Here is a 22,575-nt window from a genome sequence, read left to right as displayed (position 1 = left end):
TTTGCTGAAATTTTAGCGTAAATAAATGGATTTTTCAATGTTATTAGCATGCTATTTAAGTTGATCAATATATTTAAAAATGTAATTTGTTACAATATGATAACATATTAGAAAATTTAATGATATTATACAAAACCAAATAAATATCATAACTGGAGTTAATAAAGCATACCTAAACCATTTACAGAAAACTCCACGCTTTATATAACAAAAGGCAAGAAAATGCTGAAACCTTGATCTTTTCGATTCTATAAAATGTAAACGATTATCAAACCACTGATCAATTCCCATTTCAATAGTCTCATTATCTACATCCAGACCCTGGGATTGATAATAATTTTTGATGCCATGCTCTAAATTATTGCGTAATTTATCACGATCAAGATGCTCATTTAATAATTGCTGTTTTTGATGTAATTCATCAATTATTGCCATTGCACCTAATTGGTCACTAACTTTTATTTCATCCATTAATCATTTACTTTCAATAAAATATTATTAAAGCGTTGTTTACCATCCTCAACAATACGATCAATTTCTTTCGCATTATCAATTGACTCATTTCTTAGTTCAGCAATTAATTGATTACTTGATTCTTGATAATTAACAATTGCTTCAACCAAAGCTCTTAATGAATCAGCTTTTATAGTTGAACCATATCCAGCTCTCAAACCTTCTTCTAGTTGCTTATTTCCTATTTTAGCAATACTTTCTATTCCTTTATTCATACCATCTTTCATCGCTTCTAATGTCTTGGTACTTTCACTTAAGCCATTTAATGAAGTGATAGAGGCACTTAAAGCTGTGAATACAACTTCATTGGTCGAAAAAAAACTCACGCTTTGTTGATAAACACGTTCTTTTACAGACGTTGTTTGCTGTAATCTGGCAAATACGGCTTCCGCTGAATTGTAAGAAACCATTAAATTATTAGATAAATCTAAAACTATTTGATATCGGCTATCTTCTTTTTGCAAATTGCGTAGCGCTTCATCTCGCAATAGCTCTAACCGTGCACGAGCTAAATTATCATTATCAGTAAAATTATCAACTTCTGCAATTGCTAATGATAACTTTTGTTTACACTCTTCAAGGCGGGCAGTAGCAATCTCTAATACTTCTTCTGCTAAGATTTGAGCTTGTTTTAAACCAAATCGAAAGTCTTGATAAGCATTCAATATTACACGTTCTCGTTCAATCTGATTTCCTGTTTCTTTAGCAACATCTAAATAGGTTTTCTTAATCAAGTTAAAACGATCTGGAATCGAACCTCGTATAAAGGTCATCCAACCCATTTTGATTTTTTCTAAAAAATCTAATTTACCATCATCTAGCCAATTTAACATTTTTTCCATATCGGCACGAATGCTATCAAAATATACAACAATTTTTGTATAACGATCGGAAGCGTGAACACCATCAATTTGCTCTCGAACTACTTCATTAAATGCACTTTGTTGTTGTAAAGTGCGAGCTATAGCTATAATTCGATTTTTGTCAATTTCAGCAACATGATCTAATAATTTTAAAATCGGCGCATCAGATTGAGGTTTTATTAAAATACCGATTTTATTTAACTTTTGTACAGCTCTATCTACATAAGTAATTAAATGATTAGACATCTTATAATATCTTTTTAAGTTTTTTGCAAACATATAAAATTTTTAATCATTTATTTTAATTGTACGTATAATATGTTAATATAATTTGATCTTAATATAATTCTAGTCAAAGATTTTAGATGGTTATTGTTTGGGATTGTTTATAAAAATTTAATTGAAAAATCTGATAAAATATTTAATTAATTAAATAAAAAAGTAATCATTTCAATAAGAATATGAATTATTTGTATAATGATTGATACATGATTAAAATTTTTAAAAAAAGAATAATAAGATCTTTTAAAAACAGCATAATAGCTAACAATATAAACATTTTGAATGTATTTAATTGTATTTCTTTATTAAGTCAAATTATCTTTCAATTTTATGTCCGTTATGTTTATTATTTCCAGAAATCATTAATATGTATCTAAGGGAAAAACCTTATCACAGTTATCCTATTATCATGACTGAATATCCTGAAATTTTTATTTCCATAAATCTGAAATCGATTTGAACATTAAAATAAAATTATCTATTATAAATTTTGACAGATGTTTTCAAGATATCATTCTCCGCATATTTGATTAATAATAGAATATTAACCTTAAAACCAAAAAATTTAAAAAATAAAGAAAAGCAATCCAAAATTACTTTTCTGGATTCTGTTTCTTACTCTTGAAGATAATTACAAAAAATACGATAAAGTATACATGAATTTTTAAATTTTAAAAACTAAATTTGTCGTAAATTACATTACATGTTTGAATAGATCTTTAATAATAGAGATAATATATTTCGTAAGGACGACGGATGCGGGAAAGAGCTTGTTGATGTGAAACAATATTTCTTAGACTTATTTCTCAAATATTTATCCGATTTAAAAGGAAAAATCTACAAATCAATTATCAAAGATGAATTTCAATAAAATAAATAAGCATTCTTAAAACTTAAGAAGTCAAGCCCGACTATAAAAGGTTTTGTACTCCAACAATATATAAATATGGGAATAAAAAATGCAAAAAATACCTTATCGTATTTCAGAAACATATGTAAATATCTATCCCTTAACTATTAAAACTGATTTATATGTTCGTACTTTCTCAAAATAAAAACCAATTGTCTGAACTAAAAGAAAAGCCTTTTAAATTGGAAAAGGAAATTCAATTATTATTTGAAAATAATATGGAAATCTTAACAGGATTAAAGTATATTAAATCAGAATTTACAATTAAAAATAGCCGGATTGATACCCTTGCTTTTGACATGGAAAGTAAAGCCTTTGTTATCATTGAGTATAAAAGAGAACGGAATTACAGTATTATAGACCAGGGCGTTTCTTATCTTAATCTGATGCTTGAGTATAAAGCCGATTTTATTGTCGAATATAATGAAACCCAAAAGCATTCCATTAAAAGGAATGAGGTGGATTGGTCGCAGAGCCGAATAATTTTTGTTTCCCCTTTCTTTACCGAATTTCAGAAACAGTCTTCCAATTTTAAGGATTTAGCAATAGAATTATGGGAAATTAAACGTTATGAAAATGATAGTCTCATAATAAATCCGATAAAAAAATCGAAATCAGCTCCTAGTATTAAACAGATACAAAGTGACAGAAACTCTAAAATATCAAAAGTAACTAACGCTATAAAAGTATTTACAGAAGAGGATCATTTGGATCACAAATCTGAAGAGGTTAAAGAATTATACGAAATGTATAAAAATGCGATTTTAAACCTTCCTGCTAATATTGAAACAGAGCCTAAAAAACTATATATTGCTTTCAAAAAAGATAAAAATATTGCAGATATTGTACTATTAAAAAAAGGGTTGAAAATTTTTATAAATAAGAAAAGTGGAGAATTGGATGATCCTAAAAAATTGACGAGAGATGTATCTAAAGTTGGACATTGGGGAAATGGAGATTATGAACTTATTGTTGAGGATACGCATAACTTAGAATATATTATGAGTTTAATAAAACAGGCTTTATAGATTAAAAAATATCTATTTTTCTAATTATATCATTTTTTTATTATATTATCTAACCTGTTCTACATAATTATTTAATAGTATTTAGATCAAAATTAAATCCGATATACAAACTAAAAAAATAATTCTTCTCATTATTCAGAAAATTATAGGTAGCTATTTCAAATTCTATATTTTAACGATTTCATTAGATTTATTTTTAATAAAATCTTTAGTAACAATTATTTATTTCAACCATTTTAAGAACATAAATAATGAACTATTATTTTATAATAAATAAAAAAACCCCTATAAATATAATATTTAAAGAGGCCTAATAATATTTTTAGAGTAATAAACTACTCTTGAAGATTGTGATCGCGAAAGGACAATAAAAATCACATTAAAGGAGCATAATATTCAATAAAAATAATAAAATAGTCCTAAGAAACGTTTAATATTTTTTGATCATAAGTTAAATAATATTCCTACTGTTAATTTTTCACTAATTGAAAATTATTTCATTAAGTAAAATTTGAAAGTGGAGTATCTATTTCCAAAAATTAAGAATTAAATGGTAAACTTTATAAAAAATTGTTTATCATTTAAATAAAGATTAACTAAAAGATAATCTTCATTTTTTTATTATCAATCTATTTCCGATAAAACAGCTATAGTATTCCATTTAAAAAATATTAAACAATTCAGTTTGTCTAATACTAGCACTAAAATAATCATGAATTATTTTAATTTCACTAGCAACCTTATAATTAATAATACACTTACCAAATATATTTTAAAAATATAGTTAAGAATAATTTATTAATATCATATATTATATCAATTCTGGGTGGAGAAATAAATAAAAGATTATATTAATTTAAAAAATTAATAACATTCAAAGGTATTGTAAAGAAAAAGTTTCCCGATTCTTCTTTAATAAATAAAAGAACTGTACCCGAACCTTGTAAGAATAAAATCGTCTTATCTGTATCTATATTAGATTTGATATAAGCGTATAATACACTTTATTATGTATAAAGTTTTATATAACTTTATTTTAACGAAATCAACAATTATATCATCTATCTTCTGACTATATAATAATTGAAAAGCAAAAAACAAAAAACAAGCTATAAAAGAGAGTTTCATTAAGTTTTTTTGTAGAAAATAAAAAAGACTTTCAAAAAATTGAAAGTCTTTATAATTATATTGTGATCGCGAAAGAATAGAAACCCAGACTTGTAACCTGTTTATTTTCCAACATATAACAATTTTCAAATTCTGACAGGGGGATGTATAGGGGGAATTATTTTACAAAATTACATATTCAAGCTCTACCCTTAGATGTGCTATGATTCCTTGCAACCATTTAACAATTTTATCTTCATCATCAATTTTATGAACATGTCCTTGGCTACTTTGCCAATTACCATTCATAGCAAAATGAATTTTATTAACATCAATAACTTTCTGTTTTTCGTCCTCCAATATTAATAAAAAATCATCTTTATCAAAAGTTTTTGAATATTCCTCAAACGTTCTTTCAATTGCTTGATTTGCAGTAATATGCCAATGAGGTTGAGAATGATTTTCATTAGGATTGTAATTATCATCCCACTCTGCTCTAAATAATTGATATTTTCTATAATCACTATCTTCACCTTGAAAGACAGATAAAGAAATATATGTATGAAATATATTATTATTTTTATTAGGTAATTTCTCTGTTATGATAATAAATTTTATTTCTAAAAATATCCAGAAATCTCTAAACCATTTTAAAACATCTACCGACTCAGAGGGATAATCAAATCTATTCAAAGCCTTAGAAGAACCCTCTATTCTATAAAAAATACTAGTATGACTCCTTGTATATGATTTTAACCTAAAAGGATTAATAAATAGGTTTTTACAATTTATATTAATGGAATCTATTAATTTTTGAGGCTCTATCATGAACAATATTATTAATTATTTCACACATTAAGATAGAAAAAACTCCTTAAAATATCATCTATTACTTGTTTAACATAGACATTGCCTGATTCTAATTCTTTTCCTAATTCTATCAATCTAAAATATACATCTGGATTTTTTTCGAATGTTAAATGAGCCTCTGGAATAGGTATATTACTTGTATTTTTTTTCCCAAGATCATACCATTCTCCACCAGCAAGTTGTTTAGAATAAATTGATAATAATCTATTAAAAATATTACTTGAAAAGAATGCTAAATAAAAATAATAGTCGTCAAAAGTAAATTCTTTTTTTGGAATCCAACCATTTCCTCTTTCAATAACATACTCCCCTAATTTATCTAAACCAAAAGAATTTGCATTACCAAACTCCGTCGAATATAACCTTTTCTCTTTATTAATTAGCCATGCTCTATGTTCACTTAAAATCCACCAAGAGTTCTCATCTTTTCTAGCCCTATTAGACAACTGTTCTTTGAAAGAACTTAACTTTTCATAAGAATATGGAGCAATTTCCCTAAAAGTCTCTTCGTTTTTTATTATTAAACCTTTCTCATCATAGGGATACCAAACATAATTTTTTATTTCTATCTTCCCATTTTTTATTGATTCATTATTAATCATTTTTCGATAAAATCTTTTTTCTGAAATAGGTATGTCTTCAAATTGGGATAGCTTAATAATAAACATTTTACTCCCTGTTCTAATACCTTGTTTAACGGAAAAAAGATTTGAGACTCTTGTTAATAATCCATCTTGCACAAAACGCTCAATATTTTTTTTGAATTTAGTTTCTGCTAATGAAATTATTTTCCAATTATCAGAAATAATAGGAAATTCTGTAGAAGTATAAATACTATAATTTTTTTCCTCAACTGCTTGTTGATTATTAATATCCATTCTTCTTAAATCTCTTAAAACATTTTGAACTATTCCTTTTTCATTTTTACTCCATATTAATTTGGGTAAATCACGTGTTTTCGGTTTTTGCCCAATAAAAAAACTGACATCAGTTAATGCATCCTCAAAAACAAAATTTCCAAGTTTAGCAATTATTTTTATTGTCAGATCTTCATTAATTTCATTTCGTAAATTATTATATGAAGCATATGTAAAAATAGAAGATGGTAAAATACACCCTAATATTCCTTGATTATTCAGAGACTTTACCGATTTATAAAAAAAAGCACTCGCTAAATTTGGTTTTCCTTTTCTCACTTCACCCCCTAATGTTTCTAATACGACATCTCTTTCTTTCTTATTTTTCAATAACTCCCAAGACAGAAATGGAGGATTCATTAATATTAGGTCAAAATCATCATCCCATTTTTCTTCAAGCGAGTTATTTACTTGCCTCACTTCAAAAGTCATATTATCGTCATTCCATTGTGTCCTCTTTTCATATTGTAATAAAAATTTAGATGTATTTACAGCACTTTCTGAAATATCCCAACCTTTTACATCTATTTCCCCAGAATAACCTAAATTCTTAAGTTGTTTTAATACTTCTATTAAAAATTCAGACGAACCACAAGCAGGATCAAAAATTTTTATTTTTTTTACCGAAAAATCTAAATATTTTAAACAATTTTCAACTATTGAACGAGCTAAAAATTGAGGAGTATAATGTATACTTGAATACATATCTTCCTTCATGAATAATTGATTAGAAATACCTCCAAATAAATCTCGTTGAGGATTAAAATAAATCACTTCCCGATGAGCTTCTTGAAATAAAGTTCCAGAAACATGACGTAAAATCAAATCAAGTCTTGGGTTAATAGATTTAACACCCAGCTTCATCAATTCAACAAAATAATCAAATTGACTGGGAATCTCACTATCCCTAATTCCCCATTTTTCATAATCTATATTTGAATAATCCTCTTCTAAACTTATTAATAATTTAAAAAGTAAATTTAAAGCATCTGATGGTTTTTCTCTTTCAAGAGTGACATTCCGTAGTCTTCTAAAAATATCTAAGACAAAGGGTACCACATCACTTTCTGTCTTATATGATTTAGATAACAGATATTTATAAAATCTATCTGAATAATTCTCTACCTGTTGTTTAGGAATGGTTTCTACTTCTTCACTTAACCAATTATAAACTTTTATATTATCGTTATTAATTACAACAAAATTTTTAGTATTTGTTGACCACGATTTTTCAAAATAAGACTCTATTATATCCTCCTTTGAAGAAATTTCCAAACAAAAATCAGCATATCCTCCATTTAACATGAGAAACTTCATATCACCAATATTAGGATTAAGATGGATTGGAAGTAATCCAAAACTTCTTGTCCAATTATCTATTACAGCTAAATCTCTCATTATAATATTTATGCAAAAGTAAAAAATAATTGATTAGCAAAAATATTCATTAATTACTCTTTTTATGGAATTAAATATAAATATATATAATAAATAATATCTAATTTTAAGTCATATTTTTATTTAGTTTAACAAATTTAAATTGTAATTAAAACATTTTTAACTATTTATAATAATTAGTTTTACTAATTCTTCAATTTCCCAGCAGACCAGAATACAAAGTCCATTTTTTTTATTTCATTGATTTTGTATTCTTTAAATCTTTCATCAAAATATACATTAATCTTAGGCAACAAATGTTTATTCAAAATTTCTTTGTAGACATTTTTTATTTCTTCATACTGCTTCATATAGATTTTCAACTTTTCATCGAACGGAGAAACATAAGGTCTAACAAAACTAAACATTCTAGCTACTCCACTATCGTAAATAGGCATTTGTTCATCTATCATATTTAGCATTTTAGTAGTAAAAGAAAATTGAAAAGTGTTTAGCCCTCTTCTGCTAGGAATTTCATACAAACGTTGTAATACATCAGAAAAGTTAAAAAAATTTTGATTTCTATACTCTTCCAGAATAATAAAATATTCATTTTTAAATTCAGAGGTTAATCCTGCATTATCTAATCTATAAAAACTTCTATATACAAATTGAAACAAGTAATTCTTCCTTACATCAAAATCAGCAAATTGCTTTTTCAAGAAATTATATGTCACAATACTTTCAAATTCAATATTTTCAACAATTTCATCAGAATTCTCCTCTATGAAATCTATAATTTTTTTAGTTTCAGTCATTTTCATAATAAAGGGATAAGTTTAATGTTTAGGATTAAGCTAGTCCTCTACAATTGTATATCTAGCTTTAATTTCATTAATAGTAACTTCTGGTAATATCTCTAATTTACTCAATTCCCAATCTTGAACGATATTTGAATAAATTCCTTCTACCAAATCTTCAAAACTAGGAATGAAAATTGTTGTCAAAGTATTATCACTTTTATCAGAAAAATCCCCCGACCAATATTTAGGAATAACAATTTCATTATTTTTTTTAATAGATAACAAAAATTTAAAACTTCCTGCACCTTTATCTTTTTTTTCTGTAGCTAACCCAAACTTATGAACTAAACTATTTCTTAAAGCTTTGATTGCATCTATTTTTTCTTGATTTAGTGGGGAAAAATATTTTAAAGTACAGTATATACCATTAGTTTTCTCAATTTTATCTATTTCCTTAGGTTTAAATATACTTCCGATTTGCTCAAGGAGGATAAGATAATTAATAAGAGAAGTATATTGCATTGAATAATAAGTTTGTTCAACAAAATTATTCTCATTCACCTCATTCATTTCATAAACTCCAGTCTCAATATTTCTTCCAGCAAGTTTTCTTGCATTTCTTAATAATAGCGCCATCATCGAATAACGACATGGCGTTTCCCCTTCCATAGGTTGATTTATTTTAAGGAACTTCTGTGTATAAATTCAAAATCGTTAGTATTCATAGATTTATGTTTTTATTCGTTTAGTTCAAATATATAAATTTTGTCTCATTATTTAACTTAAGTACAGTCTCATTTAATCCACTTTCAGCTACCCAACTTAAACCGAAAATAAACCCATATAATCAAAGATTTAAAGGCTTAATATTGATATTCCGATTCAAGTTAATCCGTAGGCTTAGGATTCTAAGAAAAACAAATTCAGTATAAAATAGCAAAAAATGGGGAATTGGATTTAACCTTTACGAATAAAAAACCCCTATAAATAATATTTACAGAGGCCTAATAATATTTTTAGAGTAATAAACTACTCTTAAAGATTGTGATCGCGAAAGGATTCGAACCTTTGACCGTCTGCTTAGAAGGCAGATGCTCTATCCAGCTGAGCTACGCGACCCCTTTCTGATTTATCAAGTCGGGGTGACAGGACTCGAACCTGCGACCCTCTGGTCCCAAACCAGATGCGCTACCACCTGCGCTACACCCCGAATATACCTTGTGTGTTAATGCGGAGAGTGTGGGATTCGAACCCACGCGACAGTTTCCTGTCGACAGTTTAGCAAACTGCTCCGTTAACCACTCCGGCAACTCTCCAAATTTAGTCTGAATTCCAACTAATTTGGAGTGCAAAAGTAAATGTAAGATTTTACATATGCAAGTATTTTTTTAAAATTTTTGACTTATAATTATTTTACTGTTTTTTAACTTTGTTATTATATAATAAAATAAATGATACAAATAATAAAATTCAACATTTTGTGTTGTACACTTTTCCTCTTAGTTAGCTGTGGATCACAAAAAAAGATTATCGTTGATAGCAAGGTTATTAGAGATACTGTATATATAACCCATGCTAATCCTAAATACCATATTATTACCCAAGCCAACATTCCGGAATATGTTATTTCTCAAAAAAATTTCCCTTCCGTTGCATTTAATGAAAGAATTAAATTTTTAGTCTTACACTATACAGTTTCAGATTATCCAACCTCTGTTAAGATATTGGCTAAAAAAGGGCAAGTAAGCGCTCATTATTTAATCACCGACCAGCCGAACGATACCATTGATATCTTAGTTAGTGAGGACAAAAGAGCCTGGCATGCGGGAGTGAGCTCATGGAACGGTACAGAAAATTTAAATGATACTTCCATAGGTATTGAAATAGTAAATAAAGGATATACCAAAATAAAAGATTCTTTGGTATTTACTTATTTTCCAAAATATCAGATTAAGAAAGTTGCGACTTTATCCAAAAACATTATTAATCGTTACGAGATTGACCCTGTGAATGTTGTGGGGCACAGTGATATAGCCCCGTTAAGAAAACAAGATCCCGGACCTATGTTTCCTTGGAAAGAGTTATATACTCAGTACGGAATTGGAGCTTGGTATGAGGAGTATGACAAAGAGTATTATTTGACGCAATATATTCCGGATACCTATCCTTACAGTTCTCCGTTGGAATTTCAGAAAGCACTTAAAAAATACGGTTATAAAATAGATTTAACCGGAGAATGGGACAAAAATACATATCTAACAATCCGTGCATTTCAATGGCATTTCAGACCTGAAAAGGCTGACGGCAATGTAGATGCTGAAACTTGGGCTATTTTACAAGCCTTGAATAAAAAATATCGTTCCAATACTAAATAACTTTATAATTTTATCAAAAAATTAATTTCATGTCACACCACTCAGGATTTGTCAGCATTGTAGGTAAACCCAATGTAGGAAAATCCACTTTGATAAATCAATTAATAGGAGAAAAGCTATCCATTGTAACTCCAAAAGTACAAACTACTCGTCATCGAGTATATGGAATTTGGAACGATGAAAATACACAAATTATATTTTCCGATACCCCCGGAATCATACAAAATCCTGCTTATGAGTTGCAGGAAAAAATGAATGATTTTGTAAAAGAGTCTTTTGAAGATGCTGATTTGATTTTATTTATCACAGAATTTGGCGAAGAAAAAAATCCTTCAGAATTTTTAGTTAAAAAATTAAATTCGGTAAAAATACCTGTTATAGTATTACTAAATAAAGTTGATAAAGCTAAAGATGCTTCAACTATTTCAGAAAGCGTTGCATTTTGGCATAACCAATTACCAAATGCAGAAATTCTTCCTATATCTGCCTTACATACTCTCAATACCGAATTAATTCTTCCAAAAATTAAAAGCTTATTGCCGGAAATGCCTCCTTATTATGATAAAGAACAATTTACCACCTTATCGGAACGTTTTTTTGTGAATGAGACCGTTCGGGAAAAAATATTGCTCAATTATCAAAAAGAGATTCCTTATTCTGTAGAAGTCGTTACCGAAAGCTTTAAAGAAGAAGATCATATTATCCGTATTGAATCGACTATTTATGTAGAAAGAAATACACAAAAAGGCATTCTTATCGGTCATAAAGGACAAAAAATTCAAAAGGTAGGGACGGAAGCTCGGCTAGACTTAGAAAAATTTTTTAATAAAAAGATTTTCCTCAACCTTTATGTCAAAGTAAAAAAAGATTGGAGATCCAATGATCGGGATTTAAAAAATTTCGGATATACAAATAAATAAGATTAAATAACTGGTTGATAGGTTAACTTATTTTTTTGTGCTATTTTCATTAAAAGTACTTTTCACCTTCTTATTAATCCTTATTTTTTCAACACTTATTGTTACCTTTGTCGAAATTTGAAGACTTTACCATGAATAAATATATAAAACTTGTTATTGCAGCCCTCATAATCGGATTGGGCATTTATCTGATGTTTAATCGTCAAATAGGATTAGGAATTCTATTGGTTATTCTTTCTGCCGTGCCTATTTTATTATTTTTCAGAAACGAATATATTTTATTGGCTTTTTGGAAACTGAGAAAACAAGATCTTGTAGGTGCTCGTTCCTGGTTGGACAAAATTACTAATGTGAAAAGTCAATTAGTAAGAAAACAATACGGATATTATAACTATCTTATGGGGATTACTGAGGCTCAAGGCAATGCTGCTAAGGCCGAATCGTATATGAAAACAGCTTTAGATTACGGTTTAAGCTTTAAACACGATCGCGCATTGGCTACACTAAATTTGGCGGCAGGAGCTATGATGAGAGGCAATAAAAATGAGGCAGAACGTTTTTTAAGTGAAGCTAAAAAATTAGATACTTCCAACATGCTGGGAGATCAAATTAAAATGATGAAAGAACAAATGAAAAGAGTAAATGTTTCGAGAAGCAATATGATCAACCCTCAAATGAGAAGTCGTTCTAAATTTATGAAATAATTAATTTTAGCTTATATTTGTTATATAAAAAACTTTTTCAAATTTCAAATATAACTATCCTAGTTTTAGATTTTTATTAATAAAAAAGGCTGTTAAATTAACAGCCTTTTTATCTTCTATATTTTATATTTTTTATTAGCTATTTTTATTGATTCATCGTTAATAAGAATTCTTCATTGGAAAGAGATCGGTCTAATCTCATTTTTAAGAACTCCATAGCTTCCAATGGGTTCATATCTGCTAAATGATTCCTTAATATCCACATTCTTTGTTGAGAAACCGGATCTAATAATAAATCGTCACGACGGGTAGAAGACGAAACCAAATCAATAGCCGGATAAATACGTTTATTAGCAATTTTTCTATCCAGTTGAAGCTCCATATTACCGGTACCTTTAAATTCTTCAAAAATTACCTCATCCATTTTAGATCCGGTATCTATTAATGCCGTTGCAATAATGGTAAGAGAACCTCCTCCTTCAATATTTCTTGCTGCTCCAAAGAAACGTTTCGGTTTATGAAGTGCATTGGCATCCACCCCTCCGGAAAGTACTTTACCGGATGCCGGAGAAACCGTATTATAAGCACGAGCCAAACGGGTAATGGAATCTAACAATATTACTACATCGTGTCCACATTCCACCATTCTTTGTGCTTTAGACAGAACAATATTGGCAACTTTTACATGTTTTTCAGCAGATTCATCAAAAGTTGAAGCAATTACTTCTCCTTTGACGCTTCTTTGCATGTCGGTTACCTCTTCCGGACGCTCGTCAATCAATAATACAATCATGTAAACTTCCGGATGATTTATGGAAATTACATTGGCAATATCTTTCAGTAAAATTGTTTTACCTGTTTTAGGCTGAGCAACGATCATCCCTCTTTGTCCTTTTCCAATAGGTGAGAATAAATCTACCACACGAGTTGACAAAGTAGCTCCTTTACCTGCTAATTTAAATTTTTCTTCAGGAAATAAGGGAGTTAAATGCTCGAATGATACTCGATCTCTAACAAATAAAGGATCTCTTCCGTTTATTTCGATAATCTTAACTAAAGGGAAAAATTTTTCACCTTCTTTCGGCGGACGAACTTCTCCGGTAACAGTATCTCCGGTCTTAAGTCCGAAAAGCTTAATTTGGGAAGGAGAAACATATACATCATCGGGAGATGAAAGGTAATTAAAATCAGAAGAACGTAAAAAACCATATCCGTCCTGAGTGATCTCTAAAACTCCTTCTGTTTTTATAATACCCTCAAATTCATAATCGGAGGAACGATATTTATTACCATTGGTATGCGGTCTGTTAGCATATTCCTTAGTATTGTTTTTCTTCGGGCTTTGATAATTGGTTTTAGGCTCTTCATCAAAAAGCTTTTTATCATCCTTAGAAACTGTAGTTTTTTGAAAATGAGTGCTGTCTGCACTTTTTCTTAATATAACTTGCGGCTTTCTGTAAACCGGAATATCAATTTTAAAATCTTCATCATTTTCCGAAACTTCTTTTTGAACGTCATCATCTATTAGTGAGTCATCATCTTGGGAACTTTTATTTTCAACCACTTCCTCTTTAGAAAATAAAGTATCTCTCTGCTGTTGTTTAGCAGGTATTCTTTTTCTTTGTCTTTTTTCCGTTATTATAGGCTCTTCATCGGTTGATTTTTCCGACTCATTATGGTGTGTTTGTTTGTTTTGATGAGCTAAAATTAATTCAATTAATTCTGATTTTTTTAATCCTGAACTTTTAATTTTTAATTCATTAGCAATAGACTGCAAATCAGCCACTTTCATTGCTTTAAGCTTTTGTTCCTCAAACATAAGTTATGTTTAGTATGATTTTAAAATTACTCGAAAATTACGTAAAATATTGATTTTGATTATTTTATAAAAGAATAAAGTGGTAACTTTATGAAAAATAATGCACTAATCTTTAGTAGATTATTCAGCAATATTACAAAATATTTTATTAAAACGCTAATTTTTTATACATTTGCTGTTCAAAAAAGCGAAATTTTGATCCAAAGAATTCAAAGTATTTATCTATCATTAGCCGGTATACTGGGATTTGCTGTCGGTTATATAACTGATTTCATTCCTAATGATTTAACAGATATGTTCCTTTTGTTCCTCATCGGATTGTTAGCTTTTATTTCCCTATTCTGCTTTAAAAGCAGAAATGTTCAAAGAAAAATTAATTATATAAATATAATTATAAACGTATTGTTGATCGGTTTTATGGTTTATGATTTGCTAAATTCATCTGGAGGAAGTACTACACTTCCTGAGAAAGGTGTTGAGCTACTCGTCCCGGTCCTGCTGATTATTCTGCTTGCCATGGCAAATAAGTACATCAATAAGGATGAAAAGCTCATAAAATCTGTAGATAGATTCCGTTAAAACTCATAACAACTTTTAATGAGTGCAAGAGTCGTTTTATAAAATAAAACGACTCTTATTTTTTGCAACCATATAATAATTATGGGTAAAGCAGAACAAGCTTCCATCCAAAAACGGGTGTAAAAAAATTGATGTGTTTTTCCCATAAATACTACCATACCCATACTGATTATACACACCACTTCCCATGCTGTCACATAGATTAAATCGCCTTGCTTATAAAAAGTCAAAGCAAAAACTAGTGCAGATAGAAATAAACATATACAAGCTATACCTTTGCTTTTTCGTATCCCTAAATAGTTGGGTATTGTACAAATAACATCTTCTTTCATGTCGCAAATATCAAAAGGCAGAGTTATCCCTATGATAAAAGTATACAGAATTAAAAATTCTGAGAGAGTATTACGATTACCTGTATTTCCTATATATAGAATCGCATAGGCCCATGCAAATGATATAATAAAAATTTTTAATAAAGGAATGTTTCTAAATGGAATCTTTATAAAGTCCGAATTATACATGATTACAATACTTCCAATAAATGCAATATGAAAAAATTGTAGTAAATCTTTTTCCTTACATACTATAAAAGCCACAAGTATTAAACTGATGATTGAAATATGAAAAGAAAGTTTTTTTAAGATATTTCGCGACCAAGTATTTTGAAAGCAAATAAAATTATAAGCAGCTAAGGCAGAAAAAAAAATTATTGCAATTCTGTTGTAATTTACGGAGTGGTTTAAACTTCCAAAAAATAGACATAATAAAGAAATCATGAAAGAAACCCACAATTGAGTATTGATTAAAAACCTTTCAATCGATTTTTTCATTTCACGGCCTTATCAACTGCCCACTCTTTTTGGATTATTTTTTACAAAGGAATCCCACCCCGAATATGATTTTGAAGTATTTGCCGATGAGGGAGCTCTACTGTTTAAAAAGTGGCATACTGCCAGAGCCAGTCCATCGGAAGCATCCAAATATTGAGTAGGAAAATCTTTTAAATTCAATAAAGTTTTTAACATTCCTGCAACTTGTTCTTTGGATGCATTACCGTTTCCTGTTATTGACATTTTAACTTTTTTTGGAAAATATTCTGTAATAGGAATTTCTCTTAGTAAGCCGGCAGCCATAGCCACACCTTGCGCTCTGCCTAATTTTAACATAGACTGAACATTTTTAGCGTAAAAGGGTTCTTCAATTGCCAATTCATCCGGATGATAGGTATCAATCAGCGACAAGGTTTTATCAAATATTTTTTTAAGCTTTAATGCATGGGATTCAACCTTTTTAAGAATTAGCTCATCAATGCACAAAAGCTTCATTTTATTACCCACTACACTAATAATCCCATATCCCATAACATTCGTTCCGGGATCGATTCCTATTATAATTCTTTCCGTCAAAATGTTTTAATAATGTAATCTTAACAATTCTTTAAATATGCTTTCCAGCCTTCTTCTTTATATTTCTTGGCAGCTTCTTCCGGATTCTTAGCTCCGTAAATGCCTCTGCCGACAATAATAAAATCTGTATGATAGTCGGAGAATACTTTTTCAGGAGTATTGAATTGCTGACCTTTGGAATCTCCTGATTCAGTTAAATTCACCCCCGGAGTGAATAACAATAAAGCAGAAGGTAGTTTGGATTGGGCAACACATCCTATTACATTGGATACTTTACTTGAAATTTCGATAACTTTCGACTTATAGTTTTCATCTGTTAAAGTTCCTTTTGACGACATTTCTGCAATAGTCACTACTCCGGTTTTTTCACCAAATACTTGTAAGCTTTCTTCTCCGGCTATAACATGAGAGGTTATTAAATCTGCCCATTCTGAAATTTTATAAATTCCTCCGGTAAACTGCATATGTTGTGTATTACCAATATCTCCAAATTTTCTATCCTCGAATAATAAAAAGTTTTTAGCTGCAGCAATCTCTTTCAATTCGTGTATAAAATTTTCAGTAAAGTCTGAAATTATATCTGAATGCAATTTAACAGCCACAATGGAATCCCCTATTTGATGGGCTAATTTTAAAATTTCTGCAGATTTATGGGTATCTAAGGAAGCTATTAAATTGGTTTTTTTTGATAATGCAATTTCGATCAGCTTCTTAGAAACCGAATGATTCTGTAACTTTAATTTTTCCTCATAGGTTAATCGAGGAGCACTTAATTGTACCGTTGGTTTTTCTTTAAGAAAGTCTTTAATTTTAACAACTTGTGATTGATTTAAAAATTCATGATTGTACAGAATATCAATTACATTTTCAATACTGAATAAAGTGTGAACATGATATCCTTTGCTTTCCAATAATTCTTTACCCCCTTGTTGCCTATCTAATACTACAACAATATCTTTTACTTTTAGTCCTTCTTTTTCTACCTCTTCTATTGTTTCAAGCAAACTTTTCCCACTTGTTATTACATCTTCCACCAATACGCAACGTTGTCCTTCTTTAAAGATCCCTTCCAACATTTTTTTCGTCCCGTAATTTTTACTCTCTTTTCTTTTTATAATTAATGGCACTTTAGATTCTAAAGACATCGCCGTAGCCATAGGTAAAGCTGCATAGGGAACACCGCAAATAAGTTCGTGCCTACAATCTTTTAGCATAGCCAATAAAAGTTGTGACAATTCGCTTAGTAATTCCGGACTGGAGGCTAATGGTCGTAAATCAACGTAAAAAGGAGAAAGAATCCCACTTTTTAAAGTGAATTCACCAAATTTTATTATTCCCAGTTCATAAGATTTGAGTAAAAATTTTTCTTTGTTAATCATCTTTCTTTTGATTTAAGCAAAGGTAATAAATTAATAAATTTAAGTGTTTGTAAAAAACTAAGAGAAATTAAATTCCTTAACTATTTAACATTTTGGTAACAATAATAAAATTTATCCATATTTATCTTTTATTTGATGATGAATCCTTTAACTCAAACCCTCTTTTGTTGGCAAATGATTTTTGGGCTTCTACAATTTTACCGTCAATTTCATTTAATTTAACTTCATTTACATCCATGTCTTCCAGAGCTTTTTCAAATTGATCTTTTGTTAATTTTTCTTTTGAAGTAAATCCTTTTATCGACGTAATCATATTATGGATATACTCTTCACATAAGTTTTTTAAATCTTCCCCATCTTTGGGTACTTCATAGCCATTAATTTTGTTGATCAATTTTTCTAATTCTTCAGAAGCAACTTTTCCTTTTTTGGTGACGGAAACAAAGTCACCGGTATCAGGGTGCTGTTCAACCAAAGCATAAAAGGTGGTATATTCCCTGTCTGCTCTATTTAAATTTTCCATTAAATTGTCATTAAATTTTCCGGGTCCCGGATTACAAGAGTATAAGCTAAACAGCCATACATAAAAGAATAAAATTCTTAATTTTTCCATTATATTTTATTTTTAATCAAATATATAAAAACATTCAATCTTTTTTTAGCCAATCTTCTATAATTATAAAAGATAAAATCAAAGTACTCATATTTACTAAAATTATATACATTTGTAAACTATGCGAAATCGTTGGTTAATTTTACCTCAACCTGATCCAAATAAAGCCCAAAAACTAGCTGAAGAACTGGGATTCCCTGTGGAAATTACCAGCCTTCTTTTAAAACGAGGTGTTTCTACATTTGATGAAACTAAAACTTTTTTTAAACCTTCGCTTGATCAACTTCATGACCCTTTTCTTCTAAAGGACATGAACATTGCTGTAGAAAGAATCGAAAAAGCCATAAATACTAATGAAAAAATACTTATTTATGGAGATTACGATGTGGATGGTACTACTTCTGTGGCAATGATGTATCTTTTTCTAAATTCTTTTTATAAGCATATCGATTATTATATACCGGATAGATATGAAGAAGGGTATGGCATCTCTTACCAGGGCATCGATTTTGCCGCTGCTAATGGTTTTTCCTTAATAATTGCATTAGATTGCGGAATTAAAGAAAAAGATAAGATTTCTTATGCAAAAGATAAAAACATTGATTTTATCGTATGCGATCATCATTTGCCGGATGAAGTTCTTCCGGAAGCGGTTGCTATTTTAGACCCGCAAAGATCAGATTGCAAGTATCCCTATAAATTTTTAAGCGGATGTGGGGTTGGCTTTAAGCTTATTCAAGCTTTGTCCTCCCAAAAACAAATTCCACAGGAAGATATATTTCCCTACTTAGACTTAGTAGCTATCAGTATCGCTGCCGATATTGTACCGATAACCGGTGAAAATCGAATTTTAGCTGCATTTGGTTTGAAACAATTGTTGGAAAAACCCAGAGTAGGTTTAAAGGTTTTTTTACCCAAAGAAACCCGTGAAGCTTTTTCAATTAATAATATTGTATTTGGAATAGCTCCTAAAATAAATGCTGCAGGAAGAATCAGCCATGCAAGCAATGCTGTAAAGCTACTTATTACAACTAATGACATTGAAGCTCGAAAGATCTATACTCAAATTAATGAGCTTAATAACGAACGTCGAGAGCTTGATGCCAATATCACTTCCGAAGCCATTCAAGAAATTATAAAAACAGGTCAAACCAGTACTTATTCCACCATTGTTTTTAATCGCAAATGGCACAAAGGGGTCATTGGAATTGTAGCTTCCCGATTAATTGAAGAATATTACAGGCCTACTTTAGTCTTTACAGAAGGAAAAAATAAAGACCTGGTTGCTTCTGCTCGAAGTGTTACCGGTTTTGATATTTATAAAACTTTGGAAAAAACCTCTGAGTATTTGGAACAATTTGGAGGTCATATGTATGCTGCAGGACTCTCGATTAAAAAAGAGAATTTTTTACCCTTTAAAGAAAAATTTGAATCTGTTGTTAAAGAAACGATTAAGGAAAGCCAAAGAACGCCTACTATTGAAATAGACGAAGAAATATCTCTATCCGTAATAAATAAACGTTTTTTCAAACTTATCAGTTATTTTGCTCCATTTGGCCCGTCTAATTTGCGCCCGGTATTTTTAGCTAGAAATGTTTATTTTGGAGGCGATTATACGCTTATGGGTAAGGATCGTTCCCATTTAAAAATTATTGTTTTCCAAGATTCCATTAAAAATTCATTTGAAGCTATCGCCTTTAAAATGGGTCATCTTTTGCCTAAATTTGAAAAATATCCTTTTGATATGGTTTTCACTTTATATGAAAATTATTGGCAAGGCAAAACTTTTTATCAACTGCAAATTAAAGATGTTAAATTTTATGAGGATTTGTAACTTTGTTGAATGAAAGTTGGTTTATTTTTCGGATCATTCAATCCTATTCATATAGGACATTTAATTATTGCAAATTATATCATTGAAAATTCAGACCTTACCCAAATCTGGTTTGTTGTAACTCCGCAAAACCCTTTCAAAAATAAATCTACTCTGTTAAAAGATCATCACAGATTGGAAATGGTAAACCTTGCCATTGAAAAATACCCGCATTTCAGATCTTCTTCAGTTGAATTTGCTTTACCCAAACCTTCCTATACCATTGATACGTTGGTTGTACTAAAAGAAAAATATCCATCCTATGATTTTGTTTTACTAATGGGAGAAGATAATTTGAATTCATTTCATAAATGGAAAAATTATGATCAAATTTTAAAATATCATTCATTATTTGTTTATCCTCGAATTAACAGTATTCAGAAGGAACAAACTATGGACCATCCACATATTCATAAAATTTCCGCTCCCATCATTGAAATTTCTTCTACCTTAATACGCTCCATGATTAAAGAACATAAAAATGTTCGTCCCATGCTTCCTCCGGAAGTCTTCAATTATATTGATGGAAGCAATCTTTATAAATAATTACTTTTTTGTAATTTTGCAAGTTGTTTTTTGCTAAAAAATTATAAGTAAATGGAAGATAGTATAACTATGGATTTAGAATCCGGTCTATCATTACCTATTATGGAGCATTTTTACACCATTCAAGGAGAAGGTAGATATACCGGTACGGCTGCATATTTTATAAGAATAGGCGGTTGTGATGTAGGATGTCATTGGTGCGATGTAAAAGAGAGTTGGAATCCTTCTATTCATCCGGTTAGTTCGGTAGATAAAATTGCCGAAACGGCTGCTTCCCAATCGAAAACCATTGTTTTAACCGGAGGGGAACCTTTAATGTGGAATTTAGAGCCCTTAACGTCCAGACTAAAAAATTTGGGCTGCAGAATACATATCGAAACTTCGGGAGCTTATCCTCTATCGGGACATATTGATTGGATTTGTCTGTCTCCTAAAAAAACAGCCCTTCCTCTCGAAAGTGTGTATGCAAAAGCAAATGAATTAAAAGTAATTGTTTATAATAATCATGACTTTATTTTTGCGGAAGAACAGGCTTCTAAAGTAAATGATAATGCCATTTTATATTTACAACCTGAATGGAGTAATAGGAATAAAGTTACTCCAAAAATCATTGATTATGTGATGAAAAACCCTAAATGGCAAGTTTCTTTACAAACTCATAAATATTTAAACATTCCCTAATAACAGCAATTGATAAAGTCTAATCCTATTTCCTTTCCCCCTTCTACACTACATTTTTTAGTTTTTAATGCCTTTAATCTTTATTAGAATTAGCCGAATCATGTCTTTATAACCGATTACTATCAGATTTCAATATTTTTTAATTAATTCATCCTTTTGTGTTTATATCATTTAATAGGATAAATTATTTATTTTTACTATCTTAATAAAAAATCCGGGAAGTTATCGTGAAATTTTTTTATGTATATAGTTTTTTTTTATTCTTCAATAAAAAAGAATTATGCTTACAAAACATAGGGACTTTGTTTTATTGACTAATTTTGAAATATAAAAAATGAAATAATATTTTGATAAACAAAACAATAAAATTATGTCAATAGTAGGTAAAAAATTTCCAAACATTTCAATAGATGCCATGGATCACATGGGGGATGATTTAAAGATCAATATTTTTGAGGAGGCAACTAAAAAAAATAAAAAGGTTTTATTATTTTGGTATCCTAAAGATTTTACTTTCGTTTGTCCTACCGAACTTCATGCTTTTCAACAAGCACTACCTGAATTTGAAAAAAGAAATACTATAGTTATAGGGGCTTCATGTGATACTAACGAAGTACATTTTGCCTGGTTAAATACACCTAAAGACAATGGCGGTATAGAAGGAGTTACTTATCCAATCTTAGCAGATACAACACGTAATCTTTCTAATATTTTAGGAATTTTAGATATTGAATCTTCCGAATATGATGAAGATTATGAAACTGTGATATTGAAAGGATCCAATGTTGCATACAGAGCAACCTTTTTAATTGATGAAGAGGGAAAAGTTTTCCATGAAAGTATTAATGACATGCCATTAGGAAGAAATGTTCAAGAATATTTACGCCTTATAGATGCCTATACTCATGTTCAAAAATTCGGTGAAGTATGTCCGGCTAACTGGGAAGAAGGAAAAGATGCGATGAATGCCAATCGTAAAGGAGTATCGGATTATTTATCTTCTCATTAAT

The 22,575-nt window shown here is 29.5% G+C and carries 20 protein-coding genes and 3 tRNA genes; 9 read left to right on the top strand and 14 right to left on the bottom strand.

Annotated elements, in window-relative coordinates; genetic code table 11:
- Positions 1-51 precede the first annotated feature (51 nt).
- The gene (locus tag GFV01_RS08305) at positions 52-471 is read right to left on the bottom strand and encodes a DUF6384 family protein (RefSeq protein WP_160566399.1); all 420 of its coding nucleotides are present in this window, start codon (positions 469-471) and stop codon (positions 52-54) included.
- A complete protein-coding gene (locus tag GFV01_RS08300; protein ID WP_160566396.1) occupies positions 471-1,622 on the bottom strand; it encodes a merozoite surface protein 3b in 1,152 nt (383 codons plus the stop codon). The genes GFV01_RS08305 and GFV01_RS08300 overlap by 1 nt, the downstream gene beginning before the upstream one ends.
- A gap of 1,068 nt (positions 1,623-2,690) precedes the next feature.
- Here GFV01_RS08300 and GFV01_RS08295 point away from each other — a divergent pair.
- Positions 2,691-3,596, top strand: coding sequence for a DUF5655 domain-containing protein (locus GFV01_RS08295; RefSeq protein WP_160566393.1), 906 nt, complete (start codon positions 2,691-2,693; stop codon positions 3,594-3,596).
- 1,290 nt (positions 3,597-4,886) lie between these two features.
- On the opposite strand, the gene GFV01_RS08290 is transcribed toward GFV01_RS08295, so the two are convergent.
- The 7 genes from GFV01_RS08290 to GFV01_RS08260 all read right to left on the bottom strand — a co-directional run bounded on the left by GFV01_RS08290 (position 4,887) and on the right by GFV01_RS08260 (position 9,986).
- Positions 4,887-5,531, bottom strand: coding sequence for a hypothetical protein (locus GFV01_RS08290; protein WP_160557685.1), 645 nt, complete (start codon positions 5,529-5,531; stop codon positions 4,887-4,889).
- A gap of 20 nt (positions 5,532-5,551) precedes the next feature.
- A complete protein-coding gene (locus tag GFV01_RS08285) occupies positions 5,552-7,888 on the bottom strand; it encodes an N-6 DNA methylase (RefSeq protein ID WP_160566390.1) in 2,337 nt (778 codons plus the stop codon).
- Positions 7,889-8,073: 185 nt separating this feature from the next.
- Positions 8,074-8,691 carry a hypothetical protein gene (locus GFV01_RS08280; protein ID WP_160566387.1) on the bottom strand — a complete coding sequence of 206 codons (618 nt, stop codon included), beginning with the start codon at positions 8,689-8,691 and terminating at the stop codon, positions 8,074-8,076.
- Between the two features lie 33 nt (positions 8,692-8,724).
- Positions 8,725-9,339 (bottom strand): hypothetical protein, encoded by a 615-nt coding sequence (locus GFV01_RS08275; RefSeq protein WP_160557688.1) that lies wholly within the window; start codon positions 9,337-9,339, stop codon positions 8,725-8,727.
- A gap of 376 nt (positions 9,340-9,715) precedes the next feature.
- A tRNA-Arg gene (locus GFV01_RS08270) sits at positions 9,716-9,789 on the bottom strand.
- Positions 9,790-9,807: 18 nt separating this feature from the next.
- Positions 9,808-9,880 (bottom strand) — tRNA-Pro (locus GFV01_RS08265).
- A 21-nt stretch (positions 9,881-9,901) separates the two neighbouring features.
- Positions 9,902-9,986 (bottom strand) — tRNA-Ser (locus GFV01_RS08260).
- A 135-nt stretch (positions 9,987-10,121) separates the two neighbouring features.
- On the opposite strand from GFV01_RS08260, the gene GFV01_RS08255 reads away from it, so the two are divergent.
- The 3 genes from GFV01_RS08255 to GFV01_RS08245 all read left to right on the top strand — a co-directional run bounded on the left by GFV01_RS08255 (position 10,122) and on the right by GFV01_RS08245 (position 12,669).
- Complete coding sequence (locus GFV01_RS08255; RefSeq protein ID WP_160566384.1) at positions 10,122-11,045, top strand: N-acetylmuramoyl-L-alanine amidase; 924 nt, start codon at positions 10,122-10,124, stop codon at positions 11,043-11,045.
- A 29-nt stretch (positions 11,046-11,074) separates the two neighbouring features.
- Positions 11,075-11,965, top strand: a complete 891-nt coding sequence (gene era / locus GFV01_RS08250) for a GTPase Era (RefSeq protein WP_160566380.1) — start codon at positions 11,075-11,077, stop codon at positions 11,963-11,965.
- Positions 11,966-12,096: 131 nt separating this feature from the next.
- Positions 12,097-12,669, top strand: coding sequence for a DUF2892 domain-containing protein (locus GFV01_RS08245; RefSeq protein ID WP_160566377.1), 573 nt, complete (start codon positions 12,097-12,099; stop codon positions 12,667-12,669).
- Between the two features lie 145 nt (positions 12,670-12,814).
- Here the strand turns inward: GFV01_RS08245 and rho are convergent, their stop codons facing one another.
- Positions 12,815-14,488, bottom strand: coding sequence for a transcription termination factor Rho (rho, locus tag GFV01_RS08240; RefSeq protein WP_160542851.1), 1,674 nt, complete (start codon positions 14,486-14,488; stop codon positions 12,815-12,817).
- 90 nt (positions 14,489-14,578) lie between these two features.
- Here rho and GFV01_RS08235 point away from each other — a divergent pair, with 90 nt between their 5' ends.
- Complete coding sequence (locus tag GFV01_RS08235; protein ID WP_160566374.1) at positions 14,579-15,067, top strand: DUF4293 family protein; 489 nt, start codon at positions 14,579-14,581, stop codon at positions 15,065-15,067.
- On the opposite strand, the gene GFV01_RS08230 is transcribed toward GFV01_RS08235, so the two are convergent.
- The 4 genes from GFV01_RS08230 to GFV01_RS08215 all read right to left on the bottom strand — a co-directional run bounded on the left by GFV01_RS08230 (position 15,064) and on the right by GFV01_RS08215 (position 18,465).
- Positions 15,064-15,897 carry a hypothetical protein gene (locus GFV01_RS08230; protein ID WP_160566371.1) on the bottom strand — a complete coding sequence of 278 codons (834 nt, stop codon included), beginning with the start codon at positions 15,895-15,897 and terminating at the stop codon, positions 15,064-15,066. The two genes, GFV01_RS08235 and GFV01_RS08230, sit on opposite strands and share 4 nt — an antisense overlap.
- A 12-nt stretch (positions 15,898-15,909) precedes the next feature.
- Entirely contained in the window at positions 15,910-16,476 is a 567-nt protein-coding gene (ruvC, locus tag GFV01_RS08225; protein ID WP_160566422.1) for a crossover junction endodeoxyribonuclease RuvC, read from the bottom strand.
- A gap of 17 nt (positions 16,477-16,493) precedes the next feature.
- Complete coding sequence (gene pyrF, locus GFV01_RS08220; protein WP_160566369.1) at positions 16,494-17,852, bottom strand: orotidine-5'-phosphate decarboxylase; 1,359 nt, start codon at positions 17,850-17,852, stop codon at positions 16,494-16,496.
- Positions 17,853-17,973: 121 nt separating this feature from the next.
- Positions 17,974-18,465, bottom strand: coding sequence for a hypothetical protein (locus GFV01_RS08215; RefSeq protein WP_160566366.1), 492 nt, complete (start codon positions 18,463-18,465; stop codon positions 17,974-17,976).
- Between the two features lie 121 nt (positions 18,466-18,586).
- Here GFV01_RS08215 and recJ point away from each other — a divergent pair, with 121 nt between their 5' ends.
- From recJ to GFV01_RS08195, 4 genes are all read left to right on the top strand, one after another.
- Positions 18,587-20,299: a single-stranded-DNA-specific exonuclease RecJ gene (recJ, locus tag GFV01_RS08210; protein ID WP_160557695.1), complete on the top strand. Its 1,713-nt coding sequence runs from the start codon at positions 18,587-18,589 to the stop codon at positions 20,297-20,299.
- 9 nt (positions 20,300-20,308) lie between these two features.
- A complete protein-coding gene (gene nadD / locus GFV01_RS08205; RefSeq protein ID WP_160566363.1) occupies positions 20,309-20,884 on the top strand; it encodes a nicotinate (nicotinamide) nucleotide adenylyltransferase in 576 nt (191 codons plus the stop codon).
- 51 nt (positions 20,885-20,935) lie between these two features.
- Positions 20,936-21,565: a 7-carboxy-7-deazaguanine synthase QueE gene (locus GFV01_RS08200; protein WP_160542858.1), complete on the top strand. Its 630-nt coding sequence runs from the start codon at positions 20,936-20,938 to the stop codon at positions 21,563-21,565.
- A gap of 370 nt (positions 21,566-21,935) precedes the next feature.
- On the top strand, positions 21,936-22,574 hold the full coding sequence (locus GFV01_RS08195; protein WP_160542859.1) for a peroxiredoxin: 639 nt from the start codon (positions 21,936-21,938) through the stop codon (positions 22,572-22,574).
- Position 22,575: the final 1 nt, after the last annotated feature.

This window comes from Apibacter sp. B2912 (assembly GCF_009827835.1).
GTDB lineage: Bacteria > Bacteroidota > Bacteroidia > Flavobacteriales > Weeksellaceae > Apibacter.
The sequence above is the reverse complement of the archived record's forward strand: the minus strand, read 5'-3'. Positions and strand labels throughout refer to the sequence as shown.

Coding starts and splice junctions, on each gene's coding strand:
- GFV01_RS08305 (WP_160566399.1), bottom strand. CDS start 471: ATGGATGAAATAAAAGTTAGTGACCAATTAGGTGCAATGGCAATAATT.
- GFV01_RS08300 (WP_160566396.1), bottom strand. CDS start 1,622: ATGTCTAATCATTTAATTACTTATGTAGATAGAGCTGTACAAAAGTTA.
- GFV01_RS08295 (WP_160566393.1), top strand. CDS start 2,691: ATGTTCGTACTTTCTCAAAATAAAAACCAATTGTCTGAACTAAAAGAA.
- GFV01_RS08290 (WP_160557685.1), bottom strand. CDS start 5,531: ATGATAGAGCCTCAAAAATTAATAGATTCCATTAATATAAATTGTAAA.
- GFV01_RS08285 (WP_160566390.1), bottom strand. CDS start 7,888: ATGAGAGATTTAGCTGTAATAGATAATTGGACAAGAAGTTTTGGATTA.
- GFV01_RS08280 (WP_160566387.1), bottom strand. CDS start 8,691: ATGAAAATGACTGAAACTAAAAAAATTATAGATTTCATAGAGGAGAAT.
- GFV01_RS08275 (WP_160557688.1), bottom strand. CDS start 9,339: ATGGAAGGGGAAACGCCATGTCGTTATTCGATGATGGCGCTATTATTA.
- GFV01_RS08255 (WP_160566384.1), top strand. CDS start 10,122: ATGATACAAATAATAAAATTCAACATTTTGTGTTGTACACTTTTCCTC.
- era (WP_160566380.1), top strand. CDS start 11,075: ATGTCACACCACTCAGGATTTGTCAGCATTGTAGGTAAACCCAATGTA.
- GFV01_RS08245 (WP_160566377.1), top strand. CDS start 12,097: ATGAATAAATATATAAAACTTGTTATTGCAGCCCTCATAATCGGATTG.
- rho (WP_160542851.1), bottom strand. CDS start 14,488: ATGTTTGAGGAACAAAAGCTTAAAGCAATGAAAGTGGCTGATTTGCAG.
- GFV01_RS08235 (WP_160566374.1), top strand. CDS start 14,579: ATGAAAAATAATGCACTAATCTTTAGTAGATTATTCAGCAATATTACA.
- GFV01_RS08230 (WP_160566371.1), bottom strand. CDS start 15,897: ATGAAAAAATCGATTGAAAGGTTTTTAATCAATACTCAATTGTGGGTT.
- pyrF (WP_160566369.1), bottom strand. CDS start 17,852: ATGATTAACAAAGAAAAATTTTTACTCAAATCTTATGAACTGGGAATA.
- GFV01_RS08215 (WP_160566366.1), bottom strand. CDS start 18,465: ATGGAAAAATTAAGAATTTTATTCTTTTATGTATGGCTGTTTAGCTTA.
- recJ (WP_160557695.1), top strand. CDS start 18,587: ATGCGAAATCGTTGGTTAATTTTACCTCAACCTGATCCAAATAAAGCC.
- nadD (WP_160566363.1), top strand. CDS start 20,309: ATGAAAGTTGGTTTATTTTTCGGATCATTCAATCCTATTCATATAGGA.
- GFV01_RS08200 (WP_160542858.1), top strand. CDS start 20,936: ATGGAAGATAGTATAACTATGGATTTAGAATCCGGTCTATCATTACCT.
- GFV01_RS08195 (WP_160542859.1), top strand. CDS start 21,936: ATGTCAATAGTAGGTAAAAAATTTCCAAACATTTCAATAGATGCCATG.